Origin of the sequence: Paraburkholderia acidicola, assembly GCF_002362315.1 — a bacterium.
Lineage (GTDB): Bacteria > Pseudomonadota > Gammaproteobacteria > Burkholderiales > Burkholderiaceae > Paraburkholderia > Paraburkholderia acidicola.
In genome coordinates this window covers 2,684,682-2,708,511 of sequence record NZ_MTZV01000006.1, presented here as the reverse complement: position 1 = coordinate 2,708,511, position 23,830 = coordinate 2,684,682, and the positions used below count along the sequence as shown (strand labels likewise).

Here is a 23,830-nt window from a genome sequence, read left to right as displayed (position 1 = left end):
CGTGATTTGTTTATTCAATTTACTAAACAATTCAGAATTACCGAATTTAGCCAATTCAGTAAACGGCGCAATGCGGCGCAGCAATTTTTGTCACTGTCGGCGGTTGCTGTCGGATCGCAGGCGCGCCGCGTATTGCAGGGCTGAGACGGGCCAGAGCAAGTGCCTCCGTGTCGGCGGCATGACATGCGCAATGCGTAAATCGACGCATGCAATTGTCAATTTGAGGAGCGCGAGGTAGTGGCGAATTGTAAAATACGCGGAATGAAAGCGATGATGAGGGCGGCCGTTTTCTCGCTGAAAGCCGGAAGTAAAGCGTGGGTTTCGCCGTAAGCAGATCGGTCTGTTTATCGCAGGAAAGCCCTGGGGTCCTTTTGCCGCACTCAATCGTCAGAAGACAGCGTTTCTACCGATATTTTTTTACATTTTTTTAACCTGCGGTTGCAACGCAAACGCAGCTCACTCGACGTCCGGTGCAGGTTTGCCCGGAAGCACGTAATGCATTTCATAGAACAACACACCGGCTCTTGACGGCAGCGTGAACGGCGGCGACGACGAAGCAAACCCGATCGAATCGTAGAATCCCCGCGCGCTTTCTCGTGCGGTGCACCAGACCAGCCGGCCACCGTTATGTTGTGCGTGATCGATGCACAGTTTGATCATCAGCCGGCCGAGACCGTATCCCTGCCACTTCGGCTCGACGGCGACGCCGCGCAATCGCCAGGCAGTGTCGCCTGGCGAACCTGGAAACGCTTCCTGACATACGGTTGCAACAGCAACGATTGCATCCTCCTCATACACGGCCAGATGCAGGGTCGACGTCTCGCGGTCACCGCGAAAATGGCTAGCCTCGGTATTGCCGTCCAGCAGGATCGTGCTTCGAAGCGGAAAAACCCGTTCGGCGGAAACGGAACGGATAGAGAAAAGCGATCGATCAAATGACATAACGGGAGTCCCTGCCATCAAACAAAATTAACCGCGCTTTTACGCGTATTTTAACAATTCAGCAAGATGATTCAGGTGATCCGCACATACAGAATTCGCGTCGACGACCGTGCGTACGTCATGCCGCAGTATCCCGCAGTATTCAATACGCACGTGCTGGTATCGCTAACAAACCTGGCGGATACCCCAACGCTATGCGCTTTAAATCAACACACGCCCGTTATTCCTGGAACGGCTTTTTCGGGCTCAAATAACAGTTGCACGTTGTTCCCAAGAGCGTAATCATCTCTGCAAATCCTTTTGCCATCCGTGTGAAAAACTCCACTGAGATCTCAGAAGATGGACGTGCCACAATCCGATACCCAGTCTGCCTACATCCAGATTCGCTCGCGGATACTCGATGGGCGGCTGGCGCCGGGAGATCCCGTGTCGCCACGCAGCATAGCCGACAACCTGATGCTAGGACACACGCCCGTCCGGTCTGCGATACAACGCCTGATCGTCGAAGGGCTGGTCGAGGCCATCCCCAAAAAAGGAACCTACGTCACCGCGCCGACTACCAACGATCTACGCGAAATTTTCGAGGTACGCCTTGCTCTCGAGAGCACAGCCGCCTACCTCGCGGCAGCGAACGGCCCAACCGAAGGACTGAACCACGCAGTGGAAGAACTGCTGCGGCTGCTCGAACAGCAATCGACCAACGTAATGGCCGAGCAGCGCCACGGCTGGGTATTCCATCAGGAGATGTTCGCCGCCTGCCGAAACGAACGACTGTTCACCACGTACAAGGTACTGCGGGCGCAGACGGGACCGGCGCTCAACGAACTGCAGCACCACGACGCGGCCACGGTGCGGCGCGGAACGCTGGAGCATCTGAATATCTATAAAGCAATCAAGGCGAAAGAGGCGGAAGAAGCACGCCGGCATATGTGGAATCACATCGTCGATGCAACTGATGCACGAATTAATTTAATCCGGACGCAACATGAATCTACCAAATAAACAAAAAAGAATATCAATGCCGTTGCAAATGCTGGCGGGGCTCGCGCTTGGCATCGTCTTTGGACTCTTTGTGCCGGGGATCAGCACGAAGCTCGCGTTTATCTCCACGCTTTTCGCGCATGGCATCAAGATGGTCGTCATGCCGTTGATTCTCTTATCCGTCACGCTGGGGACGTTTCGGGCCGGCGTGCAGCGTGGGCACCTCGGCAAGACCGCCCTCTGGAGCATCGTCTTTTTCGTGATCATGACGCTGCTGGCGAGCTCGCTGGGACTCGGGCTCAACCTGCTGTTCCGTCCCGGTCTGGGCGCCAGCCTCGCAGAGACCGCGGCGATGCCCGCGAACCTCGCGGCCGGTATCGACTGGACGAAGTTCCTCGTGGATATGGTGCCGGCGAATATCGTCGGTGCGCTGGTCGAAGGTAATGCATTGCCGGTGCTTGTCTTCGGCGTGTTGCTGGGATCGGCGCTCTCGGTGGTCGAAGATCGCGCGGCGCCGCTCGTGGCCGTGCTCGAATCGTTTCTGGCCGCGCTGTTCAAGATGATCGAATGGATCATCGCGCTGTCGCCGTTCGCCGTGTTTGCCAGCATTGCCTGGTTGCTGGCATCGAAAGGCGTATCCGCGATCACGCCGCTGATCAAGCTGCTCGGTATCGCGTATCTCGGCATGGCGGTCCTCGCCATCGTGCTCACGCTGATCCTCAAGGTGATCGGCCTGTCGCCGCGCGCGGTCATCAAGCAGGTCAGCGAACCGCTGATCCTCGCATTCAGCACGCGCTCCTCGGAAATCACCTTCCCCGTGCATCTGAAGCGCTTGACGGAAATGGGCGTTCCGCAGTCCGTCGCGTCGACGATCCTGCCGCTTTCGTACATCTTCAATCGCGATGGCGCGGTGCTGTATACCGCGCTCGCCGTCGGTTATCTGGCGGACGCCTATCACCTGGTGTGGAGCTGGCCGGTGATGTTCACCATCGTCGTGTTGACCATCATTACGATCGACGGCGCAGCCAACGTTCCGTCGGGTGCCATCGTTGCCATCACCGCGATTCTCTCGGCGGTCGGGTTGCCGGCTGAAGCCGTGCTGCTGATTCTCGGCATCGACGCATTCTTCGACATGGGACGTACCGCACTGAACGTGTATGCAAGCACCGTTGCGACCGCGGTGGCCATGCGGATTTCGGGTCAGCCCTACACCGGGCCTGCAACCGGTGAGCGCACGGCGGGTCCGTTGGGCTCGCTGCCTGAAAACACCTGACGCGACGACTTGAGACAGCACGAGAGCAGAGAAACCAGAACGACCGACGCAGGTGTTGCGAACACCCGCATCGACCTCACCACGGATGATTTTTGAGGAGCTACACCATGGCTGCCCGTGTTCTACGGCAAGCTCGGAACCGCGGAGTGACGTCCAGCTCGGGTTGGGTCGCGCGTCTGCGGCCGGTGCATAGAGAGCAGACGAGCCGCCTGCCGCAGCGGTACATCGATTCAGCACCGACTCGATTTCCGGCTATGGCCTGCCAACCGGCTGTACCGGAAACCCGGCTTCCCCATGGAGGTCATCATGGTTGAGAAACTACGCTGGCCCGCTGCGAGCCGTCGCGCTGAATCGCGGCCGATGGCGAGCAAGGTCAGGAAAGTAAGCGGCCTGCGGGCTGCACCATCGCGCTCGCACAGCAGCACCGCGCTGGCGGATCCTTTTACCAGTCTGATGCGGGCCGAGGGCGCGATACGTGCGTCGGTCAGCCAGCGTGGCGCCGGACGAAGCGCACCTTGTCACGGCATCTCGCCGGCATTGATACACGAACTGACGTCGATCTGGGAACACGCCCACACGGCCCACGCGAAGGGCGGCGATCCGGTACTGGGCGACGTCGCCGACCAGCTCGCAACGATCATCTGCGATTGCGGCAATGACACAGTGCCAGGCGATGTCGCCGACCGCATCGCGACAATCATCGGCGATTGTCGCGGCGCGCTTGTGGCTGCATCGGCGATGCCAGGCGCGATGGATACGTCTTCGAAAGGTGCTTACCCGCAAGGGTCGCCAGACCTCGCCGACGACTAGCCGCAACGCTAGCAGTGAAGCTTATCCCCGGTGTGCCGCCGCATTGGCCGGCACACCGGACAGTATCGCAAGCACGGCCACGACCAGCACCGCGGCGCTTCCCATGAACACACCCTTCGCTCCGCTCGCGTCGAACACGACGCCGCCCACTGCCGCGCCCGTTGCAATCGCGAGCTGAACGGCCGCGACAATCAGACCACCCGCACTTTCTGCCTCGTCGGGTACGGTCCGCGTGACCCACGTGGACCAGGCCACCGGCACACCGCCGAACGCCACGCCCCATAGCGCGATCAACACCGCATCGGCGACCGGTGCGCGCCCCAGGCTCACGAGCGCCACACCGATCAAGATCATCGCCGCCGGCATCGCAATCAACGTCATTCGCAGGTTGCGTTCGAGCAGTCGGCCAGCCAGCGACGTACCAACGAAATTCGCCACGCCGTAGCCCAGCAGGATCCCCGACAGGCCGTTCACACCGACACCCGACACGGTCTCCAGAAACGGCCGCAGGTAGGTGAAGAACGCGAAATGCCCGGTGAACACGAGGATCGTGGCGAGCATGCCGAGCCCGACCGTCGGTCGCATCAGCACGTCGATCAGCGTGCGCAGACGCGTCGCTCCGTTCGGCGCCATCTTCGGCAAAGTGGCGGCCTGCCAGACCAGCGCGAGCAGGCCCAGCGCGGCCGCGATCAGAAACACGCTGCGCCAGCCGATCAGATTGCCGAAGTAGCTGCCGAGCGGCGCGGCAGCAATCGTCGCGACCGACACGCCACTGAAGATAATCGACAGCGCGCGCGGCACCATCGCTGGGGGAACGAGTCGCATCGCCGTCGCCGCCGACATCGTCCAGAAGCCACCGAGCGCCACGCCAAGCAGCACACGCCCGATCAGGACAGCCGGCAGGCTGGTGGCGAAACCGACGAGCAGGTTCGACGCGATCAACAGCACCGTGAATGCAAGCAACACGCGCCGCCTGTCGATGGCGCGCGTCACTGTGGCGGTCAGCAGGCTCGTGACGAGTGCGACGGCTGCGGTCATCGTGACCGCCTGCCCCGCTACGCCCTCGGTCACGCCGAGGCTCGACGCGATCGGCGTCAACAGGCTGGCTGGCAGAAATTCCGCCGTGACCAGGGCGAACACGCCGAGAGTCATTGAAAAGACGGCGCCCCACGCCGGTTTCTCGTCCTGCTCGACCGATAAGGCCTCCGCGACCTGGATAGTGGTGTCCATGCTTCGTTGCGCTCCGAATACGGGTTTACTCGATGAGGGCACAGTGTAAGGATAAGCGGCAGGACGGTCTATGGCATAAAATCCGCTATTCTTGATCTATCGTCCGGAACCGATGCTGACCACACAGCCCGGGGCTTTGAAGGTGACTTCGTAGGTGACATCTATGCCGCAGCAATCCGATTCCCACGACCTCATCAGCGATCTGCTGCTCGGTATGCGCCTCTTTGGCGTCCGCTACCGGCGCATTCAGGTCGCACGCCCGTTCGGCATCAGCTTCGGTACTGTGCCGGGGCGGGCCCAGTTTCACTTTGTCGGCCGCGGACCGGTTGTCCTGCGCACGGCCAGCGAGACTTACCAGCTCGAAGCCGGCGACGCGCTGCTGCTGCCGCACGGCGCCGCGCACGAACTGCTCTCCGCACTGGACGTACCGACCCGCTCGATCTCGGCGTTCGAAACCGCGCAGTTATGCGATTCCGTGACCCAGATCGACACCGCGACTGCGGCAAGCCCTGCTGCCGAAGGAACTGACGAAAGCGAAGCAGCCACCGACGCCGACGACGCACTGATCTTCAGCGGCTGCATGGAGCTCGATCTGGGCGGCATGCAGCCGCTCGTCACGGCGATGCCCGAGGTCATGCATGTCGGCACGCTGCTCGAACGCTACCCCGAGATCCGACCGATGCTCGATGCGATGGAGCGCGAATCCTGCGCCGAACGGGCGGGCTTCGCCGGCATCCTTGCGCGGCTCGCGGATGTCATCGCCGCGTTCATCGTGCGCGGCTGGGTCGAATGCGGCTGCGGCGACGCAACGGGCTGGGTGCAGGCCCTGCGCGATCCGCGCCTCGGTCGTGCGATCGTCGCGCTGCATCGCGATCCGGGCCGCAACTGGACGGTCGCAGAACTGGCCTCCGAAATGGGCCACTCGCGCTCCGTGTTCGCCGAACGTTTTCTGGCAGCAACCGGCATGACACCGGTGCGCTATCTGACCGAATTGCGCATGCGTCTCGCATCGCAATGGATCACGCGCGATCGCGAATCGATCGAAACGGTTGCCTATCGCCTCGGGTACGGTTCGCTCGCAGCTTTTAGCCGCGCCTTCAAGCGCGTCGTGGGACAATCGCCGGGCGCAGTGCGCGCGCAGGATGTAGCGGCGGTCGACTAAAAACGCCGAACCGTACAATCTCAAGTGGAGCCATCAATGGCCTATCGCAACTACCATAAGCGCACGATCGCCGGCCGCGATCTGCATCCCGAGACACAGATGATGTCGTATGGATACGATCCCTTCCTCTCGGAAGGCTCGGTCAAGCCGCCTGTGTTTCTGACATCGACGTTCGCGTTCCGCACCGCGGAGGACGGCGCCGACTTCTTCGATATGGTGTCCGGTCGCAAGCCCTCTCCCGAAGGCGAAAGCGCGGGGCTCGTCTATAGCCGTTTCAATCACCCGAATCTCGAGATCGTCGAGGACCGGCTCGCGTTGCTGGACGGCTCCGAATCTGCCGTGGTGACATCGAGCGGCATGTCAGCGATTGCAGCGGTCCTGCTGGCATTTCTGCGCCCTGGCGACTGCGTCGTGCAATCCGCCCCGCTATACGGCGGCACCGAAACACTGATCTCGAAGTTTCTTCCCGAATGGGGCATCACGTCGCAGGTGATCGACGACGGTCTCTCGACAGATGCGATTCGCGACGCACTCGAAGCCGCCGCGAAAAGAGGCCACGTGCGCATGTGCTACATCGAGACGCCGGCCAATCCGACCAACGCGTTGTTCGATCTCGAAGGACTGCGTCGCGAGATCGATGCCTTCGAAACGCGTCACGGTTATCGTCCGCTTTCGGTGTGCGACAACACGATGCTCGGACCGCTGTATCAGAAGCCGGTCAAGCAAGGCATCGACCTGTGCGTGTATTCGCTGACGAAGTATGTCGGCGGACATAGCGACCTGGTTGCGGGCGGCGTGACAGGCACACGCGCCCTCGTCACCAAGGTGCGCGGGATTCGCAGCTCGCTCGGCTCGCAGCTCGATCCGCACTCGTCGTGGATGATCACGCGTTCAATGGAAACGCTCGTGCTGCGGATGGAAGCCGCTGCGCGTAGCGGCACCGCCGTCGCGCGATGGCTCGCGGACAATCCGCATCGGCCGGTTAAGGTGCTGCACTCCGAACTGAACGATGATCCCGCGTACCAGGCAGTGTATCGACGTCAATGTACGGGACCGGGATCGACGTTTGCGTTTGTGCTGGATGGGGGTCGTGAACAGGCGTTCAGGTTTATCAATGGTCTGACGCTGTTCAAGTCTGCGGTGAGTCTGGGTGGCACGGAGTCGCTGATCTGTCATCCGGCGTCGACGACACATTCCGGTGTGCCGATTGCGGCGCGCGCGGCAGCGGGCGTGTCTGAGGGATTGATTCGCGTCTCCGTCGGACTCGAACATCCGGATGATCTGATCGCCGATCTGTCGAATGCGCTGGAGCATTGCTGACGGTGTGACGGGATCTGGCCGGTCCTGGTCGAACAACAGGCCCGGCATGGACTAAACGCTCATGCTCCAATGAGCGCCGATGGTCCGGCAAACGTTCTCGGTATGCGATCGTTACGCCGGACCTGGCTAGAACCGCAGCGACAGGCAAGTCAATCCACCATCCATCTTGCGAAATTCGCTCGCGTCGAGCATGTGCAGCGGCATGCCGAGCGCAGCGATTTTCTCCTGCACGCGCGGATAACCAGCGGGCGTGAGCAGCGCACCGTTGACCAGCAGCGTGTTGCATGCGTACTCGTCGGCCGCATCGATCACCATCCGGCGAAAATCATCGAACGCACGATGCCCCGCCAGCGCTTCAGTCACGAGCAGCATATCGTCGCCGAGATAATTGACCACCGATTTCAAATGCAGCCCGGCTTCGAGAGGAATCGCCTCGACGGTGTAACCGTGCGGCGCCACGAGTGCCTCGAACGCGGCGATACCGGCTGCATCGGTACGGCCCGACAGTCCGATGTAGAAGCGTGTGTCGACCTGCATCACATCGCCGCCGTCGAGACGGCCATCGCGCATCGGTAGCAAGGTGCGATGCGCAGCAAGCGGTGCGGCGATCGAATCGATTTCGCCACGCCTCGCGGGTGCGCCCGGACGCGTGACAACCGCGAATTCCGCGGTAACGACAGCGACGTCCTCGACGAAATGGCCGTCCGGGAACGCATCGAGCATCGGTAGTTCGATCAGTTCGATACCAAGCGAACGAAACGCGTCGCAGTAGGCCTGGAATTGCGTCAGCGTCCTGTCGTAGTCGGGAGCGCCCGACTGCGCAGTGGTGAGGCCGGCGCCGCACGATGCGGCGGGACGACGAACGATTGCCTTCGTGAAATGCATCGAAACTCCTCCTGACCGGTTCGCCGAACTCACGCCTTATGCGTCGACAGCAGAATGCTCGTCTCGGTAGTCGCAATCCCATCGATCAACCGAATCGTGCCCAGCACGCGATCGAAGCTCTCCAGCGAATCCGCCTGCAGTTCCGCGACCATGTCCCAACGGCCGTTCGTGCTATGAATCGTCGCGACGTTCGGATGCCCGCGCAGCACCTTGACCACCGACGCGGCCCGATTACCCTGCACGGCAATCGACATCAGCGCGCGGATCCGGTGACGCTCCGCGCTTGCCTTCAGCCGCACCGTATAGCCGACGATCACACCGCCCTGTTCGAGTCGCGTCATCCGGTTTTGCACGGTCGCGCGCGCGACCCGCAGTTCCTTCGCGAGCGCGACGACCGGCAGCCGCGCATTGTCGCGCAGCAGCGCGATGAGTTGCCGGTCGATGTCGTCGAGCACGATCATGTGCGTGGGTCCTTTTGATAATCAGAGCCGGTCAGCAAGATGAAACGCCCCGGAATAAACTGTTCGCGGCACTGCCCTTGTTGGCGCCAATCGATCATATTGCTGGCGCGATGTAGCATTTTGCTTATTTTATCGACAAAACTGACACTATTGACGGCTTTTTGCTGGCCAGAATTTTAGAAATAATGCGTCTATCGGGCGGCGCGAGCGGCCGCGGGCAAGTAACTGTGCATCCATGACAGATTCGACAACGACGCCGAGATCGCCGAAAATCGTCCATTGAATCAGCCCTACCGAGCCGCATCGCGCCGCAACCTCATCCTTTAGTTCTTGCGTCACCTTCAACCAGGCAATCCTCAGATGACTACTATTCTCGAAAGCCTTCCGCTGCAGCAACGCGTGGGCATCGCGTTCTCCGGCGGCCTCGATACCAGCGCGGCGCTGCACTGGATGCGCGTCAAAGGCGCCGTACCGTACGCCTACACGGCAAATCTGGGCCAGCCCGACGAGACGGATTACGACGAGATCCCGCGTAAGGCGATGCAATATGGCGCAGAAAACGCACGCTTGATCGATTGCCGGGCCCAGCTGGTTGCTGAAGGCATTGCGGCGTTGCAATCCGGTGCCTTCCATATTTCGACGGCGGGCGTGACCTATTTCAACACGACGCCGATCGGCCGCGCTGTGACAGGTACCATGCTCGTCGCCGCGATGAAGCAGGACGGCGTGAATATCTGGGGCGACGGCAGCACGTATAAAGGCAACGACATCGAGCGGTTTTATCGCTATGGCCTGCTCGTGAACCCGGACCTGAAGATTTACAAGCCGTGGCTCGATCAGGCGTTCATCGACGAGCTCGGTGGCCGTGCGGAGATGTCCGAATTCATGCACAAGGCAGGGTTCGGCTACAAGATGTCTGCAGAGAAAGCCTATTCGACCGACTCCAATCTGCTCGGCGCGACGCACGAAGCGAAGGATCTCGAGAGCCTTGAAAGCGGTATCCAGATCGTCAACCCGATCATGGGTGTCGCGTTCTGGCGCGACGACGTGCAGATCGCCCGCGAACAGGTCACGGTCCGTTTCGAAGAAGGCCGGCCGGTCGCACTGAACGGCGTGGAGTTTACGGACGCGGTCGAACTGCTGCTGGAAGCAAACCGGATCGGCGGACGTCACGGACTCGGCATGAGCGATCAGATCGAGAACCGGATCATCGAAGCGAAGAGCCGCGGCATTTACGAAGCCCCGGGGCTCGCGCTGCTGTACATCGCGTACGAACGGCTTGTGACCGGCATCCATAACGAAGACACGATCGAGCAGTATCGCGAGAGCGGTCGCCGGCTCGGACGTCTGCTGTACCAGGGCCGCTGGTTCGATCCGCAGGCAATCATGCTGCGCGAAACGGCGCAACGCTGGGTCGCCCGTGCGATCACCGGCGAAGTGACAATTGAACTGCGTCGCGGCAACGACTATTCGATCGTGAACACGCGCTCGCCGAACCTGACGTATCAGCCCGAACGGCTGTCGATGGAAAAGGTCGCGTCGACGTTCTCGCCGCGCGACCGGATCGGCCAACTGACGATGCGGAATCTGGATATCACCGACACGCGCGACAAGCTTCAGGTCTACGCCAAGGTGGGTCTGCTCACACCAGGCGACACCTCGGCGCTGCCGGAGCTGAAGGACGACAGCAAAAAGCAAGGCAAATAAGCGAGGCCAGGAACCGTGACCGGCATGCTTGCGCTCAAGCTCACGCTCGTCCCGCTGTTTCTGCTTATCGTCTCGATGTCGGGCAAATGGTGGGGACCGGCCATCGCGGGATGGCTGGCCGGCCTACCCGTCGTAGCCGGTCCGATTCTTTACCTCCTCGTCCTCGCGCACGGCCCGGCTTTCGGCGCGCGTGCCGCGATACTTTCCCTCTCTGCGATCCTCGCGTCGGAAGCGTTCAATTTCGCTTATGCATGGACGTGCCGTTCGCGTCCGTGGCCGGTTGCGCTCGTTGCCGGTCTCTGCACGTGGTTCGTTTGCGCGTGTGCCCTTTCGTTCCTGCCGACATCGCCGATATGGGCTGCCATTGTGGCTTTCGCAGCCGTCTGCTTCGGTCAATCGTTTTTGCCACGCAGTGCGGCCGTCGCAGCAGGTGCGCCGCTGACACGCTCCGATCTGATCGGCAGAATGGTGGCGGGCGCAACGCTGACGATCGTAGTGACGTCGCTGTCGGGACGGATGGGCCCGACGTGGAGTGGTTTGTTCGCAGTCTTCCCGTTGCTTGGAACCGTGCTGTCGGTATCGTCACATCGCGCACACGGGTCCGACTTCGTCGTTTCGTTATTGCGCGGCATGGTACTCGGCAGGTTTTCGTTTGCCGCGTTCTGTTTGCTGCTTTCGTTCGCGTTGCTTCATCAACCTGCTGCCGTGGCGTTTGTAGAAGCTGCAGCGCTAGCGATGCTCGTGCAATGGGGTACCCGGCGGATAGCGATGGCACGGCGCGCGAACCTCGATAAGCAACGCGCCGTTACGACGGCGTAAGTCGTTGAAACCGGACTCATCAGTACGAACCCGGCCGGTTTAAACACACCACTCGCACCTCCATGAAAACTTCGCAGCCTGTTGCACTGGTCACTGGTTCGACTTCCGGTATCGGGGCTGCGATTGCTCGCCGGCTCTCATTGGATGGATACGCTGTCGTCCTGCATTCGCGCAGTTCAGTCGAAGTGGGACATGCACTGGCCAGTGAACTCGGTTCGGCCACGTACGTGCAAGCCGATCTGGCCAACGACGCAGACCGCGTGAAGTTGATTCGAGAGGCCATTGCTGCGTGGGGTCGACTCGATGTCCTGGTGAACAACGCCGGGATCAGTCGCGTTATCCCCCATGCCGATCTCGCCGCGGCCACGCCGGATGTCTGGCATGAGTTGCATGAAGTCAACGTGATCGCGCCGTTTCGTCTCGTGGCCGAAGCGGAAGCAGCCTTACGTGAAGCTGCTGCACGTGGAAGACCAGGTTGTGTCGTGAACGTCAGTTCGCACGCAGGCGTTCGTCCCAAGGGCGCGTCCATTCCTTACGCAGCGAGCAAGGCCGCGTTAAACCATGTGACCCGTTTGCTTGCTGTGTCGCTTGCACCCGATATCCGCGTGAATGCGGTTGCGCCTGGACTCGTGGATACACCGCTTACTGCTGGCTGGACACAGGCGCAGCAACTCTGGAAAGAGCGCGCGCCGATGCGCCGGGCAGCGAGTCCTGAAGACATCGCGCAGGCGGTTGCATTGCTGGTCGCCTCGGACTATCTGACGGGCGAGATTCTGCTCTCGGACGGCGGGCTCAATCTCACGTAGCAGACGCGTGCGGGACGATCCGGGGTCACTGCAAGGATCGGCGTTTCGAGCTAACCTGTGCGGAAATCCAGTGCGATGCCAGCCCGGCTGCACTGCACATTACCCCATCAGGAAAGCAATGAAACAAACCATCACCATCGATCTTGTCTCCGATGTCGCGTGCCCATGGTGTGCAGTCGGCCTGTCATCGCTGCAGCTCGCCCTGGCGCGTCTCGACGAAACAGTCGACGCGCAAATCGCCGTTCATCCGTTCGAACTGAATCCGCAGATGGGACCCGGTGGCGAAGCCATCGTCGACTATCTCGGCAAAAAATATGGACGTACACCGGAACAGATCGCCGAAACACAAGCGATGATCCGCGAGCGCGGCGCGAGTGTCGGCTTCGTCTTCGGATCGCGCGACCACGTCTACAACACATTCGATGCGCACCGCCTGATGCATTGGGCGAGTATTCAAGGCAAGCAGGTACCGCTCAAAATGGCGCTGTTGCGCGCCTATCATTCCGACGGCAAAGACCCGAGCGATCATGCGGTGCTCGTCGAAGCGGCGCAATCGGTGGGGCTCGACGCAGAAGAAGCGCGTGGTGTGCTGCAAAGCGGACAGTACGCTGACGAAGTTCGCGCTGAAGAACACAAATACCAGGCGATGGGCATCCAGTCGGTACCGGCGTTCATCTTCAACAATCGCTACCTGGTGAGCGGCGGCCAACCGGTGGAAGCGTTTGAACAGGTTATCGAGCGGGTACTGGCGGAAGCGTAGTTCGGTGTTCGCCTGGCAGCCCTCGACGCGCGGGCTCGACTTCGTGAAGATAGCCAGTAAAAGTGTCACGCGGCGAGGACGTGGTTAGCTGAGTCAGGATTCGACCCACTTCGCCGCGATGGTATCCGGCGTGGGCAATGATATGTCCAAGCATTTCCTCGCGTGACATTCGTCCAGGCGTCCCATCTGTGAAAACAAACTCAATCGCTTCGGTAAGTTCGGTCTCGTCCAGACGCTCAAGGTACGCGACATACCATTGATCCGTTTCTCTGATTGCTCTCGATAGATCCTCCAGTTTCGGCACCTCGGCCGTCTCTGTTTTCGTATAGGCGTGCCTCACACGCTGAAGATTGGCGACGAAAATCCGGTCGACGATGTGAGCGTGATTGAGGACGCTAACCGCCGTGTAGTACTCGTCGTCTGGCGCCTCCTCCTCAAGCCTGGCCAGCCCTGCAATCAGCCCTTCGTCAGCCCATGCCTTGTATCGAAACAGAGAAATCAGAAGCCCTTGTGCACTCATTGTCGCTTTCCTGAATGGCGTATTGCTTTGGGGTTGATCGAGAAGCTGACCTTAGCAGGCTGTGCGGACTTCCAGACATTCAGGGCGATGAACGGAGATCAGCAAAAACCCTAATGTTTTGGTGCGTCGCACTTAAGATAGCGTTCGCATATGAATTGTTTGTTTATACGCAAACTTTCTCATCAAAATCTGAAAATCAGCGACTCCCCTTTATCGATAAATGCAATGTCAGCGCAATCACGAACAGAGGGAACACCCCATGACTCCAGTCAGTTCAGTGAAGGGCAACGCCCCGCTACGCTCATCGGCGGTGATGTATAGATTGCTTCGAACGATGGTGGTTGGTGTGAGTGTGGTGCTGGCAGGCTGCGGAGGGGATGGAGAAGGCACCAGTCTGTCGAAAGCCGAACTGGCGGCGCAAAACGTTGCGGCGCCCAGTACTGCGAATAGCGCGTCAAGGATGCTCTATGCGAGTCCATCCGGGTCATCGGGCGACTGTTCGAGAAGCGCCCCTTGTGATCTGAGCGGCGCTCAACGTGCCGTTCGATCGCTGCGGTTTTCCGGCGTGACCGACGTGCAGGTTCAGCTTGCCGATGGCGTATACCGGCTCGCGAGCCCGTTGAAATTCGGTCCGGCGGATTCCGGGGCGCCAGGCCACCCGGTCGTGTGGAGGGCAATGACCGGTGCGCACCCGGTGATCTCCGGCGCGACGCAGGTCACAGGATGGTCGCAATCTGGCACAGGCGGAGTATGGTCAGCTCCAGCACCGGCTGGCAGCAACTCCCGACAGCTCTACATCAACGGCGCGCCCGCACGGGTGGCGCAACAGACGCCCGACCAGCTTGGGTTTGTTGGCGGCTGGACAGGCTCAGCGACCGGCTACAACATCGCTAACGACAGTGTCGCCATGACCTGGTTCGCCGGGTTGAATGCGGCGCAGCTTGCCAATGTCGAGTTCGTCTATACCCAGGGCAATGGCGCGTGGACTGAATCGCGGTGCAGAGTGACCGGTTATTCGAACGGCACGCTGACCATGGCGCAGCCGTGCTGGACCAATGTCACCAATCGCCTGTCGTTCGCACAGCCCAGCGGCGGTCTGCCATCGATGAATTCCAGCACGATGCCGTCATCGATACAAAATGCCCAGGCCTTGATCCAGCCAGGCCAGTGGTTTCTCGATTCGAGAGCCAACGTCCTTTACTACCAGCCGCTACCCGGGCAGCAGATCGCCACACTGGATGTGGAGCTTCCCCGCCTGGAGACCCTGCTGCAGGGTGCGGGATCGCTAGCCCACCCGCTGCATGACGTGACGTTCTCTGGCCTGCAGTTTTCCTACGCGACCTGGAACGATCCATCTACCTCGGTTGGGTTTGCCGACGTCCAAAGCAATCTGCGGATGACCACCGCAGGCGGCAATCAGGGCATGTGCAATTTCTCATCTCCCGCTGGTACGTGTCCCTGGGGTGCCTTATCTCAGCCATTGGCCAACGTCAGCTTCAGCGCATCGAACCGTATTTCGTTCACGGGAAATCGCTTCATCGATCTGGGAGGCGCGGGCCTCGCGTTCATGTACGGATCGTCGGATAACCTGATCCGGAACAACGAGTTCGCCTCGATTGCTTCGACGGGAATCTTGATGGGCTGCACGTCCGACCCGACACCCACTCACTCGTCGGATGCCACGACGATCAAACAGAATTGCAATCCCGATCTGGCATTGGTGGCAAACGATGTGATCGGTGTCAACGAGATCATGAGAGACAACAAGATCATCGGTAACCTGATTCACAACGTCGGCACGGATTATCCGTCCGCATGCGGCATTACCTTGCTGTTCGGCCGCAAGACGGTTGTCACGCAAAACGAGATTCACGACGTGCCCTATTCGGCCATTACCGCCGGTGTGATCCAGGGGCATGTCGACAACTCCGCTCATCCGGACAACTCAACCAACGTCAATGACAGCAATACCCTCAGCGACAATCTACTGCATGACTATATGTCGGGACTGACGGACGGAGGAGCGATCTACATCGAAGGTCACCAGGCGCAGTATCAGTACAAAGCCGATGGCGTGACGATCGATCCGGTGGCCACACTCGCTCATGGAATGCAGGTGACCGGCAATGTCTCGTACAACAGCAACAACGTCATGAGAACCTACTACGACGATGCCGGTTCGGAGTGGATCAACTGGAAGGGCAATGCTTCGTTCAACTCGATCGGGCCGTTTAAATCTGTGCAGGGTGGATGCGAGCCCACAGGGCACCTCTGGATCACCGGGAATTATGTCGATGCGGCGCTGAACGACTACAACACCTGTCCGCCGCTACCAGTCGACGCCAGCAACGACAGTGGGAATGTCACCATCTCGGCCATGTCGGATATCCCCTCGACATTGCTCGATCATGCAGGACGAAAACGAATTCGCGATGCCATCACGGAAAGCAGCATCAATGGCCGCATTGGCGATAACTCATCGCAGATCACCTACAGCGGCTCATGGCAGGACGCCAACAACCGGTCGTCCTTTTATGACTACCTGCATGACCTTCATTACACGACGAACAATAGCGATACGATGACCCTGTCGTTTACCGGTACGGTCATCCAGGTTTTCGGTGAGCAATACATCGATCAGGGCAACCTGGGTATCGCCATCGATGGTGGCGCACAACAAGTCGTGAATACGGTGCCCGCCGATGGAGTACGACACTCCAACGTGGCGGTGTACACGTCTCCCTTGCTGACTCGCGGCCAGCACACCATCACCGTGACCAAGCTGTCGGGTACCTACGCGACCATGAATGGCGTCTATATCGCGCCGTGAAATGTGCCGATGCGCAATCAGCGAGCGCAGGAATTCACAGGTGAGGGAGCACCTGTGAACGGCGCCGCCGCACTGCATCTTTTCGAGGCCGTGCAAATTTATTCACATCGCGGGTGAAAAACCATCGTTGGACGTATCGATCACCGAAATCGATACTTTCTACATGCCCAGACGCTGTAACGGCGAGCTGGCATGAGATTGCGCTTAAGAGCGTTTTAGCTTTCGATGCCCGCTCCTGGTCTGGAGCAAGCCCTTCGGAGCGCTTTAAATGCCCGGCGCAGCATACGTCCAACTGATGAACCCATGGTGCCCTATGAGCCACAACGTCGATTACAACAAGATCTCCATCAAAACCCCGCAAGAGATTGCAATGCTGCGCGTCGCAGGTCGTATCTCCGCGCAGGTTCTTCAGGATCTGACGCCTCACATTCAGCCCGGCGTTACGTCACGTCAAATCAACGACATTGCTTATGACCTGATCGTCAACAAGTACCATGCCGAGATCGATCGCGAGGATCTGGCAGGTTATGACTCGAGCCAGTACGCATGCATCTCGATCGCGCACAACGAGAACGCATTCAGCGGCGAACCGAATGATCTTCCCTTGAAGAAGGGCGATCTCTTCGGCGTTGACGTCAGCATCAAGAAGGAAGGCTGGTGCGGCGACACCCAACGCATGTGGATCGTTGGAGAGGAGACGAGTTCGGAGGCGCGTCTCTTGATGTCGGTCGGTTACCAGGCGATGTGCCTTGGCATCAGTCTCGTTCGGCCGGGCGCGAAGCTCCAGGACATTGCCCGGCGCGTGCAGGAATATGTCGAATCTTTCGGATTCTCGATGCTTCGCGTTCCGAGCGGCACCGGCCACTCGACCGGTCAGGTTCATGCCGACGGCTGGCTTATCCCGTACTACGACTCCCCGGTGAATGAAGGTCGCGTGCTCGAGAAAGGCATGGTAATCACGGTCGAACCGTTTATCTGCGCGGGCTCTGGTGAGGGTATCCGGCTGAATAACGTCACCCGGTCCGCACAGACCGCAGACAAGTCTCTGGCAGTGTATTGGGAGCACGTCGTCGCGGTGACCGACGACGGATGCGAAGTCCTTGACCTGCGTGAGGGCGAAGACACGTCATTCTATGACGCGCGTGCTCGCCGCTAACCGCATACCGCCCGGCACTGCGGAAATGGTGTGATCCCGGCACCAGAATCTAGTCTGATTCGTTGACTACTTCCTCGAGCCATTCTGCAAATTGCAGAATGGCTTCGCGCTTGGGATTATCTTGATGCCAGCAAATATGGTAGGACAGCGCCGACGGAATCCGGGTGCTACCGATACGCACGAGTATTCCGTCCCGCAGATAAGAATGGATAAGGCGCTCCCGAAGCATGGCGACGCCCTGGCCCGCGAGCGCGGCCTGCAGAAGCGATGCTGCGTCGTTGAGCATCGGCCCATAGTTCGGATCGCTCGCGCTGATTCCAGCGGCATCGAAGAATTCTCGCCATGAGCGTCCTGCGTACCTCAGTAACGGCACATGCGCCAGCTTGCTCGCATCCAATGGTGCATGCCTGTCAAAGAATGCCGGAGTACACACCGCGACAACCGAATCATCGAGCAGCTTCCTCGATTGAAAGCCGTCTCTATCGATAGGTCTATGCCAGATACCAACGTCTGCCTCGTGGCGCTCAGGAACATCCAGCGTATTGCGCACGGTGATTGAAAGATCGACATGCGGTTTAACATCCGCAAATGCCCCCAGCTTCGGAATCAACCATACGTTGGCAAAATCAGCCATGACGTTGACCTTGAGGACCAGCCGCTGCTGCTGGTTCGAGTTCCTGGCTTCGAGCAACGCGGACTCGAGATCGGCAAGATTCTTACGCACACGTTCCGCCAGTCGCGTGCAGGCCGCCGTGGGGATCATTTGTGTTTGCGCCCGCTCGAACAACGGAACGCTGAGCAATCCTTCGATCTGCCGGATCTGATGACTGATGGCGCTATGCGTCAGGTTCAGTTCGTTGGCGGCCAGGGTGAAACTTCGGCAGCGTTCGGCCGTTTCAAGCGCACGAAGCGCGGAAATGTTGAGGCGCAGTCGGTCGGTCATTGCGGTCTTCAAGAACGTAGGGGGAGATTTAAACATTTTTGCGAGCACAGGTGTGGTGCCGCGTTCGCGCAGGAAACGGCCCTGCCTGCCGCGAATGTGAGGAATTGCGGCAACCCATGCATCAAGCTGGGCAATGTCGTGGCGGTTGTCGTGGCGGTTCGCGCCGGTCAGGATGACCGCGAGCGGGATGCCTTGCGCGTCGACAATAGGTAGTTTCGCAACAGCTCCCTAGTCTTACTGTGTCACACGCTTTTGCGAACTACTGCGTTAATGAACGGTACAAGCGTTGCGTGAGTCTTAGGCCGAGCAAGATACGCAACGTAGTGATGAAATCAGGAACGTGGCGTTGTGCGCGCTGGACTGCTGCGTGCGATGTAATCCGCGGGAAGGACAGGCAACGCGCGTTTGACGAAGTTTTTTTATCGCCTGTACCTGATCCCATCCTGAGTCTCTGGGCCATCAGAAACCCGTACGCGGCGATACTCAGTGTTGCATGGCGCTTGCGCCGGCCGCTGACGACAGGTACAAAGGGGCCCTGATACAAAGCTGTTAAATTCGCACGTCTCGCAAGGTCCTGGAATATGCGGTTATGCTTGTGACCGACACTACATCTCCCTGCAACGCGACAACATCAGAAGTACGGTTCGACGTGTACCCGTAGAGGTAGCCCTGTCGTGCGCCGTGGGCTGTTGAACAACTTCTCTCAATGGAACACAGCAGAGCGAAAACACATGCAAACATCGAGCAAGCCGATTGTCACTGCCGCGGTCGCTGTATTCGCAGTCATTGTGGCATCCCTGCTTCAGGTGGCCGACGCCAAGCTTCCAGAAGCGGGCCTCGATATAACCGGGAAGATAACGAAATACACGGACGCGGAGAGAAAGACGTACCACCTGTCGGAAGCGGATATTGCGGCCATGCCTCAGTATGTGATAACTACATCCACTCCCTGGACATCGAGGGCGAAATTCGCGGGAATTCGGATCGAAGACGTGTTGGCGAAAGTAGGAGCAACTGGCACTTCATTCAGGATAACCGGATACGATGGTTTTATATCTTCCGACATTCCATTTTCAGATGTTGAAAAATATCACCCTATTTTTGCCACATCCATGAACGGAGTAAAGCTGAAGATACGAAATTTTGGTCCATTTTTCATAGTTTATCCACGTGACGGATATTATGAAGAATTGAATAATTCCAAGATGGAGGCGAGCTTCGCCAGACAAGTAAAATCGTTGGAAGTAAATTGAAATCATGAAAGAAATGTACAAAGCATCCCTCCCTTCCTGCACTTGCAAGGTGTGTGCAGGCGAAGCAACCCTGTACGATGTGGTTGATTTCAATAAAAACTGTGAGGAGAGGCGTGGATATCTTCTCGAGCTGTCGGGCGTGCCGGTTTATTATTACAAATGCAGTGCTTGCGGAACCATATTCACAACGGCATTTGATAAATGGAGCAATCATGATTTTGAGGCGTATATTTATAACGATGATTATATAAAGGTTGATATAGATAGTGAAAAGATACGGCCGCAGCAAAATGCGCGATTGGTGCAGGCGTTGATTGCATCTGTTGGCGGCATATCGATGCTGGATTACGGTAGCGGCGCCGGATTGCTGGCCAAGCTGCTGACAAAGCACGGTTTCGATGTGCGAAGCTGGGATCCGTTTTTCTCCAAAGGTATGCCTCCCTCCGATAAATTTGATCTCATTACTTCATTTGAAGTATTTGAACACACAAACGACCCTGATCACACTCTCTCACAAATCAACTCCCGCCTGAAAAATGACGGCGCACTGCTTTTTTCAACATATTTGATTGATCCGGACGATGATAACAGGCGACATTGGTATATTTCACCGAGAAATGGACATCTGACGATATATACTATGTCGGGATTGAAATCGCTTTTCACGCGCTTTGGCCTGCAGCTGCATCACTATTCCCGAGGACTTCATTTAGCGTTTCGGACCGTGCCCGGTTGGCTGACACGTGACTCAGTACGCTGGGACGCAGTCCCCGACGAAGTTCTCAACGCGCCACAACGCTAGATATCAAAGAAGCAATGCGAATTTTCGGACTCAAACAGAATTTTCGGGAAAAATTCGGTACGCAAAGAATCTCTATTCTGATTTTCTTGCTAACAATTCTGGTTGCAATCGTCACGTGGATTTACGCTGCCGTGGGGTGGCTAAGTCCATCTGCTGCTTATGAGTTGGCTGGCCCCCAGGAAAATTATTATTGGGGAACAGCGCAATTTGAAATAAAACTTGAGGAACTGAAGAGCGATCTGGCGGAATTTTCTTTTTCAAAATCAAGGACATTTGACGATCTCGATCTCGAATGGAATGTGCTGCTGTCAAAATATTTTATCTTGGGCGTTCAGGGCGACGCAACGAAGTCAGCCATGGCAATCCCGGAGTATCGTCAGGCCCTGAGTGAACTGCAGCAGCCTCTTGACCAGATAGATGCGTATTTCGACCAGGGTTATCTGAGCAACGCCGACGTCGACACAGTTGTACGGAAACTCACCCTGATGCGCCCGGTGGTGAATCAACTGGTGCATAGCATCGGAGCCGCGGAGATGCAGCGTCGGGATCAGGCGATTAAGGATTTTAAACAAAAACAAATCATATTCCTTCAATTCAGCGGAATATTGCTTTTTTTGATTTTCTGCGCCTTTCTTGGCTTACTCTGGTTGCTGCGGCAACACCGACTTAACGTGCAGCGTGAACGTGAATTACGGGCTGCCAAAACGGCTTTCCTCGGGATGATCGGTCACGAGTTGAGATCGCCTCTGCAGATAATTGCCTCGGCAGTCGATAATCTTGCAAATGAGCCACTAAATCACGCAGGCATGAAATCTGTGCTGGCACTGGAAAATGCTATCGGTCAGCTGGATGTGCAGATGCGAGATATTTCGGATTTCGCAATGCTGGATTCAAAAGCATTTCGCGTCACCAAAAATTGGATGCGCATTAAAGAAATAGTGAAATCCGTCATTGATTCACAGAAAACCACGGCAGATAAAAAAGGAATCACCATCAACCTGGTCATGGAAGATGATTTCCCGTTAATCTATACAGATAGCACGCGGATTCAACAAGTAATAGCGAATCTCGTATCCAACGCGATCAAATACTCGGATGCAGGCGTTGTCGAAATCTCCGTCGAAACCAGATGGACAGGTTACACCGGGCAAAGTTTTCTGCGTTTGCAGGTTCGGGATAGTGGCATCGGTATCAGCGAGGCTGATCAGAAAATTATCTTTAAGCCGTTCGTGCGATTGCATACCGTTCAGTCAGTACCCTCTCACGGCATCGGTATGGGGTTGGCCATCGTTAAGGAAATTACCAACTCACTGGATGGCTTTATAACCGTGAAAAGCGCTCTTGGTGCGGGCTCTGCCTTCACGGTTGAATTTCCCTGCGATCTGATGGCTGACGTGGGAGGGGCTGCGCTCGAGGACGAGGTGGCGAGTCCGATTTCGGTGTTTGAGGAGGTAAAATGGATTCAACATGCACTTGTTATCGACGACAATCAAGGCATCGTCGATTCACTGGTGGCAATGTTTCGGTCGTATAAAATTGATGTGGATGGCGTAATTTCCACAGATGCGGCTGAAATATTGATCAGAAATGTTCGCTATGATGTATTGATTGTGGATGTAAACATGCCAGTTATGGATGGACCGAGTTTTATTCGATCTGTACAAACACAAGGCTTGATTGATGAGTGTGTAGCCATTATCGGATTAAGTGCCTATAATCAGCAGTTTCTCGGCGAGGAAGAGCGAAATCTATTCGATGAGTTTCTTTCGAAGCCTCTGCGTGCTACAGAATTATTTAAATCGCTTGCAAGAATCTCCTTGCGAAGCGAATCGACGAGGCAAAGGAAATGAGCGTTGCACTCATCCTCCTGATCGCTCGCCCTTCAGGCGTCGAGTGAGCTCCGCGACCAGCCACGGTAGTCTCACTGGCTTCTCAATCGGAAAGATCTCATATTTCTGGATGATTTCTGCCATCTCCCCCTCATCTGCTTCACCCGTAACGATTTTTCCAGTTAGCAGATAGATTGGAGCATCGTTGGAGTAATGCTCAGCAATTCGTTCAATTGATGCGCGTGCAGTCGTGTTATCCAGCATCCAGTCGATGACGTAGGCATCAAAACGCGAGGTACTGAAGTCCCTTGCGAACTCGAGATGCCGTACGTAACCCTTCGCGATGAATCCGTGAGTCCCGAGGTAGGTGCAGATCTGTTCTGTCACTACCGGTTCGTCGTCAAGTACCGCGATCACTGGCGTGTGCGGCCCTGCCTTGACGGCGATCTCGATTGATTTCACCTCGTAATGCTGGCCAGGAGGCACAGACGCATGGGGATAGATGTGCCACCGATGGTCAACACTGATCGCGACGAATTGCGGAGGAACCCCGGTTGAGAATGGCGCCCCGATTTCCGCAACACACTCATAGCTGCGTTGCTCAATTACGAGCCATGCCTTGTCCCGAGACGCTTGTGGCAGCAACGCGCCTTGGACAGGAATATTTTCAATGAAAAAGGCAGGCGACTCCCCGTAAGCCAGCGCGACCGCTTTAAGCTGGTTTATCGTCCAGGGATTCAATCCCTTGATTTTGCGAAGAGCCTGCGAATAGCTTAAAGCACAAATCCGTTGAATTTCTCCAGCGTGCTGACGCTTTCCTATGCCATGTGACTCCAGCAGTTCCCTGACTCTGCTTGCAATGGCGCGTGCCTCGGCAAGGTCGCCGTCGATTTCTGGCATCTATCGTTTCTCGTCAATTCGGGTCCAGAGCGAGTCTATCGGGTACGGGTACTGATGTCGATGCACGCTTTGGGTCGAAGAGGTGGCGAACGCCATCAAAATAGAGCATGCCATGCCTTATGCGAGGCGAATATGGCTTGACATGCTCGTTTTGCCTTCATAATAATGCGGCCACGCTATGCGTATGTGTGAGTTTGGTCAAATAGAGTGTGCGATGCTTGTTTTGGTCGATGAGACCGCTTGATTTTAGCAGCAGGCGTATTCGTACCTTTCGTGCAAATTCTGGCAGTCGTTTGCCGTGAACCTGCGGCCAGTAAGGCCCGGCATTATCGGGACATTTCTTTGGAAATCGACCTTATAAATCGTTGATTAGAAAGAAATTTTCGAATGAAAGCGCCAGAATTTGGATGAAAGGTACGAATACCCCAGTGACAACTAAAA

Annotated in this window: 22 protein-coding genes and 2 pseudogenes; 14 read left to right on the top strand and 10 right to left on the bottom strand. The window is 57.5% G+C overall.

Going from position 1 to position 23,830, the window contains the following annotated elements; genetic code table 11:
• Positions 1 to 456: 456 nt before the first annotated feature.
• Entirely contained in the window at positions 457 to 942 is a 486-nt protein-coding gene (locus BWP39_RS30585) for a GNAT family N-acetyltransferase (RefSeq protein ID WP_096725907.1), read from the bottom strand.
• Positions 943 to 1,281: 339 nt separating this feature from the next.
• Here BWP39_RS30585 and BWP39_RS30580 point away from each other — a divergent pair, with 339 nt between their 5' ends.
• From BWP39_RS30580 to BWP39_RS30570, 3 genes are all read left to right on the top strand, one after another.
• Positions 1,282 to 1,944, top strand: a complete 663-nt coding sequence (locus BWP39_RS30580; RefSeq protein ID WP_096725906.1) for a GntR family transcriptional regulator — start codon at positions 1,282 to 1,284, stop codon at positions 1,942 to 1,944.
• Positions 1,928 to 3,196, top strand: a complete 1,269-nt coding sequence (locus tag BWP39_RS30575; protein WP_096725905.1) for a dicarboxylate/amino acid:cation symporter — start codon at positions 1,928 to 1,930, stop codon at positions 3,194 to 3,196. Before BWP39_RS30580 ends, BWP39_RS30575 begins: the two co-directional genes overlap by 17 nt.
• A gap of 306 nt (positions 3,197 to 3,502) precedes the next feature.
• Positions 3,503 to 4,006, top strand: coding sequence for a hypothetical protein (locus BWP39_RS30570; protein ID WP_133116983.1), 504 nt, complete (start codon positions 3,503 to 3,505; stop codon positions 4,004 to 4,006).
• A gap of 21 nt (positions 4,007 to 4,027) precedes the next feature.
• Here BWP39_RS30570 and BWP39_RS30565 read toward each other — a convergent pair whose 3' ends face one another.
• Entirely contained in the window at positions 4,028 to 5,236 is a 1,209-nt protein-coding gene (locus BWP39_RS30565) for an MFS transporter (RefSeq protein WP_133116982.1), read from the bottom strand.
• Positions 5,237 to 5,399: 163 nt separating this feature from the next.
• On the opposite strand from BWP39_RS30565, the gene BWP39_RS30560 reads away from it, so the two are divergent.
• Positions 5,400 to 6,398, top strand: coding sequence for an AraC family transcriptional regulator (locus tag BWP39_RS30560; RefSeq protein WP_096725903.1), 999 nt, complete (start codon positions 5,400 to 5,402; stop codon positions 6,396 to 6,398).
• Between the two features lie 36 nt (positions 6,399 to 6,434).
• Positions 6,435 to 7,718: a cystathionine gamma-synthase family protein gene (locus tag BWP39_RS30555; RefSeq protein WP_096725902.1), complete on the top strand. Its 1,284-nt coding sequence runs from the start codon at positions 6,435 to 6,437 to the stop codon at positions 7,716 to 7,718.
• A gap of 126 nt (positions 7,719 to 7,844) precedes the next feature.
• Here the strand turns inward: BWP39_RS30555 and BWP39_RS30550 are convergent, their stop codons facing one another.
• From BWP39_RS30550 to BWP39_RS31670, 3 genes are all read right to left on the bottom strand, one after another.
• Complete coding sequence (locus BWP39_RS30550) at positions 7,845 to 8,603, bottom strand: dimethylarginine dimethylaminohydrolase family protein (protein ID WP_096725901.1); 759 nt, start codon at positions 8,601 to 8,603, stop codon at positions 7,845 to 7,847.
• Between the two features lie 29 nt (positions 8,604 to 8,632).
• Positions 8,633 to 9,064, bottom strand: coding sequence for an Lrp/AsnC family transcriptional regulator (locus tag BWP39_RS30545; RefSeq protein ID WP_096725900.1), 432 nt, complete (start codon positions 9,062 to 9,064; stop codon positions 8,633 to 8,635).
• A 147-nt stretch (positions 9,065 to 9,211) separates the two neighbouring features.
• Positions 9,212 to 9,409 carry a hypothetical protein gene (locus BWP39_RS31670; RefSeq protein WP_133116981.1) on the bottom strand — a complete coding sequence of 66 codons (198 nt, stop codon included), beginning with the start codon at positions 9,407 to 9,409 and terminating at the stop codon, positions 9,212 to 9,214.
• Between the two features lie 15 nt (positions 9,410 to 9,424).
• Between BWP39_RS31670 and argG the strand changes: the two genes are divergently transcribed.
• The 4 genes from argG (at position 9,425) to BWP39_RS30525 (ending at position 13,156) form a co-directional block, all read left to right on the top strand.
• Positions 9,425 to 10,771, top strand: a complete 1,347-nt coding sequence (gene argG, locus BWP39_RS30540) for an argininosuccinate synthase (RefSeq protein ID WP_096725899.1) — start codon at positions 9,425 to 9,427, stop codon at positions 10,769 to 10,771.
• Between the two features lie 24 nt (positions 10,772 to 10,795).
• Positions 10,796 to 11,590, top strand: coding sequence for a hypothetical protein (locus BWP39_RS30535; protein ID WP_096725898.1), 795 nt, complete (start codon positions 10,796 to 10,798; stop codon positions 11,588 to 11,590).
• A gap of 62 nt (positions 11,591 to 11,652) precedes the next feature.
• On the top strand, positions 11,653 to 12,396 hold the full coding sequence (locus BWP39_RS30530; protein ID WP_096725897.1) for an SDR family NAD(P)-dependent oxidoreductase: 744 nt from the start codon (positions 11,653 to 11,655) through the stop codon (positions 12,394 to 12,396).
• A 118-nt stretch (positions 12,397 to 12,514) separates the two neighbouring features.
• Positions 12,515 to 13,156, top strand: a complete 642-nt coding sequence (locus BWP39_RS30525) for a DsbA family oxidoreductase (RefSeq protein ID WP_096725896.1) — start codon at positions 12,515 to 12,517, stop codon at positions 13,154 to 13,156.
• On the opposite strand, the gene BWP39_RS30520 is transcribed toward BWP39_RS30525, so the two are convergent.
• Entirely contained in the window at positions 13,128 to 13,676 is a 549-nt protein-coding gene (locus BWP39_RS30520) for a DinB family protein (RefSeq protein WP_096725895.1), read from the bottom strand. The two genes, BWP39_RS30525 and BWP39_RS30520, sit on opposite strands and share 29 nt — an antisense overlap.
• Before the next feature lie 259 nt (positions 13,677 to 13,935).
• Here BWP39_RS30520 and BWP39_RS30515 point away from each other — a divergent pair, with 259 nt between their 5' ends.
• Positions 13,936 to 16,506 (top strand): right-handed parallel beta-helix repeat-containing protein, encoded by a 2,571-nt coding sequence (locus tag BWP39_RS30515; RefSeq protein WP_133116980.1) that lies wholly within the window; start codon positions 13,936 to 13,938, stop codon positions 16,504 to 16,506.
• A gap of 313 nt (positions 16,507 to 16,819) precedes the next feature.
• Complete coding sequence (locus tag BWP39_RS30510) at positions 16,820 to 17,662, top strand: M24 family metallopeptidase (RefSeq protein WP_157915207.1); 843 nt, start codon at positions 16,820 to 16,822, stop codon at positions 17,660 to 17,662.
• A gap of 49 nt (positions 17,663 to 17,711) precedes the next feature.
• On the opposite strand, the gene BWP39_RS32035 is transcribed toward BWP39_RS30510, so the two are convergent.
• From BWP39_RS32035 to BWP39_RS32660, 3 genes and pseudogenes are all read right to left on the bottom strand, one after another.
• Entirely contained in the window at positions 17,712 to 18,605 is an 894-nt protein-coding gene (locus tag BWP39_RS32035; protein WP_170043919.1) for a LysR substrate-binding domain-containing protein, read from the bottom strand.
• 33 nt (positions 18,606 to 18,638) lie between these two features.
• A pseudogene (locus BWP39_RS31810) lies at positions 18,639 to 18,812 on the bottom strand (IS5/IS1182 family transposase); the annotation flags it as partial.
• Positions 18,813 to 18,937: 125 nt separating this feature from the next.
• Positions 18,938 to 19,101: pseudogene (locus BWP39_RS32660) on the bottom strand (IS701 family transposase); the annotation flags it as partial.
• A gap of 235 nt (positions 19,102 to 19,336) precedes the next feature.
• On the opposite strand from BWP39_RS32660, the gene BWP39_RS30495 reads away from it, so the two are divergent.
• Genes BWP39_RS30495 through BWP39_RS30485 form a run of 3 tightly spaced genes read left to right on the top strand, consistent with a single transcriptional unit; the run spans position 19,337 to position 22,510 of the window.
• A complete protein-coding gene (locus tag BWP39_RS30495; RefSeq protein WP_096725891.1) occupies positions 19,337 to 19,858 on the top strand; it encodes a molybdopterin-dependent oxidoreductase in 522 nt (173 codons plus the stop codon).
• Between the two features lie 4 nt (positions 19,859 to 19,862).
• Positions 19,863 to 20,660, top strand: a complete 798-nt coding sequence (locus tag BWP39_RS30490; protein ID WP_096725890.1) for a class I SAM-dependent methyltransferase — start codon at positions 19,863 to 19,865, stop codon at positions 20,658 to 20,660.
• Between the two features lie 14 nt (positions 20,661 to 20,674).
• A complete protein-coding gene (locus tag BWP39_RS30485) occupies positions 20,675 to 22,510 on the top strand; it encodes a hybrid sensor histidine kinase/response regulator (RefSeq protein ID WP_096725889.1) in 1,836 nt (611 codons plus the stop codon).
• Between the two features lie 9 nt (positions 22,511 to 22,519).
• Here the strand turns inward: BWP39_RS30485 and BWP39_RS30480 are convergent, their stop codons facing one another.
• A complete protein-coding gene (locus BWP39_RS30480; RefSeq protein ID WP_096725888.1) occupies positions 22,520 to 23,389 on the bottom strand; it encodes a helix-turn-helix domain-containing protein in 870 nt (289 codons plus the stop codon).
• Between the last annotated feature and the right edge of the window lie 441 nt (positions 23,390 to 23,830).

Bases quoted from the DNA above. Each gene is read 5' to 3' on its own strand.
- BWP39_RS30585 (WP_096725907.1), bottom strand. From the start codon at position 942: ATGTCATTTGATCGATCGCTTTTCTCTATCCGTTCCGTTTCCGCCGAA.
- BWP39_RS30580 (WP_096725906.1), top strand. From the start codon at position 1,282: ATGGACGTGCCACAATCCGATACCCAGTCTGCCTACATCCAGATTCGC.
- BWP39_RS30575 (WP_096725905.1), top strand. From the start codon at position 1,928: ATGAATCTACCAAATAAACAAAAAAGAATATCAATGCCGTTGCAAATG.
- BWP39_RS30570 (WP_133116983.1), top strand. From the start codon at position 3,503: ATGGTTGAGAAACTACGCTGGCCCGCTGCGAGCCGTCGCGCTGAATCG.
- BWP39_RS30565 (WP_133116982.1), bottom strand. From the start codon at position 5,236: ATGGACACCACTATCCAGGTCGCGGAGGCCTTATCGGTCGAGCAGGAC.
- BWP39_RS30560 (WP_096725903.1), top strand. From the start codon at position 5,400: ATGCCGCAGCAATCCGATTCCCACGACCTCATCAGCGATCTGCTGCTC.
- BWP39_RS30555 (WP_096725902.1), top strand. From the start codon at position 6,435: ATGGCCTATCGCAACTACCATAAGCGCACGATCGCCGGCCGCGATCTG.
- BWP39_RS30550 (WP_096725901.1), bottom strand. From the start codon at position 8,603: ATGCATTTCACGAAGGCAATCGTTCGTCGTCCCGCCGCATCGTGCGGC.
- BWP39_RS30545 (WP_096725900.1), bottom strand. From the start codon at position 9,064: ATGATCGTGCTCGACGACATCGACCGGCAACTCATCGCGCTGCTGCGC.
- argG (WP_096725899.1), top strand. From the start codon at position 9,425: ATGACTACTATTCTCGAAAGCCTTCCGCTGCAGCAACGCGTGGGCATC.
- BWP39_RS30535 (WP_096725898.1), top strand. From the start codon at position 10,796: ATGCTTGCGCTCAAGCTCACGCTCGTCCCGCTGTTTCTGCTTATCGTC.
- BWP39_RS30530 (WP_096725897.1), top strand. From the start codon at position 11,653: ATGAAAACTTCGCAGCCTGTTGCACTGGTCACTGGTTCGACTTCCGGT.
- BWP39_RS30525 (WP_096725896.1), top strand. From the start codon at position 12,515: ATGAAACAAACCATCACCATCGATCTTGTCTCCGATGTCGCGTGCCCA.
- BWP39_RS30520 (WP_096725895.1), bottom strand. From the start codon at position 13,676: ATGAGTGCACAAGGGCTTCTGATTTCTCTGTTTCGATACAAGGCATGG.
- BWP39_RS30515 (WP_133116980.1), top strand. From the start codon at position 13,936: ATGACTCCAGTCAGTTCAGTGAAGGGCAACGCCCCGCTACGCTCATCG.
- BWP39_RS30510 (WP_157915207.1), top strand. From the start codon at position 16,820: ATGAGCCACAACGTCGATTACAACAAGATCTCCATCAAAACCCCGCAA.
- BWP39_RS32035 (WP_170043919.1), bottom strand. From the start codon at position 18,605: ATGACCGACCGACTGCGCCTCAACATTTCCGCGCTTCGTGCGCTTGAA.
- BWP39_RS30495 (WP_096725891.1), top strand. From the start codon at position 19,337: ATGCAAACATCGAGCAAGCCGATTGTCACTGCCGCGGTCGCTGTATTC.
- BWP39_RS30490 (WP_096725890.1), top strand. From the start codon at position 19,863: ATGAAAGAAATGTACAAAGCATCCCTCCCTTCCTGCACTTGCAAGGTG.
- BWP39_RS30485 (WP_096725889.1), top strand. From the start codon at position 20,675: ATGCGAATTTTCGGACTCAAACAGAATTTTCGGGAAAAATTCGGTACG.
- BWP39_RS30480 (WP_096725888.1), bottom strand. From the start codon at position 23,389: ATGCCAGAAATCGACGGCGACCTTGCCGAGGCACGCGCCATTGCAAGC.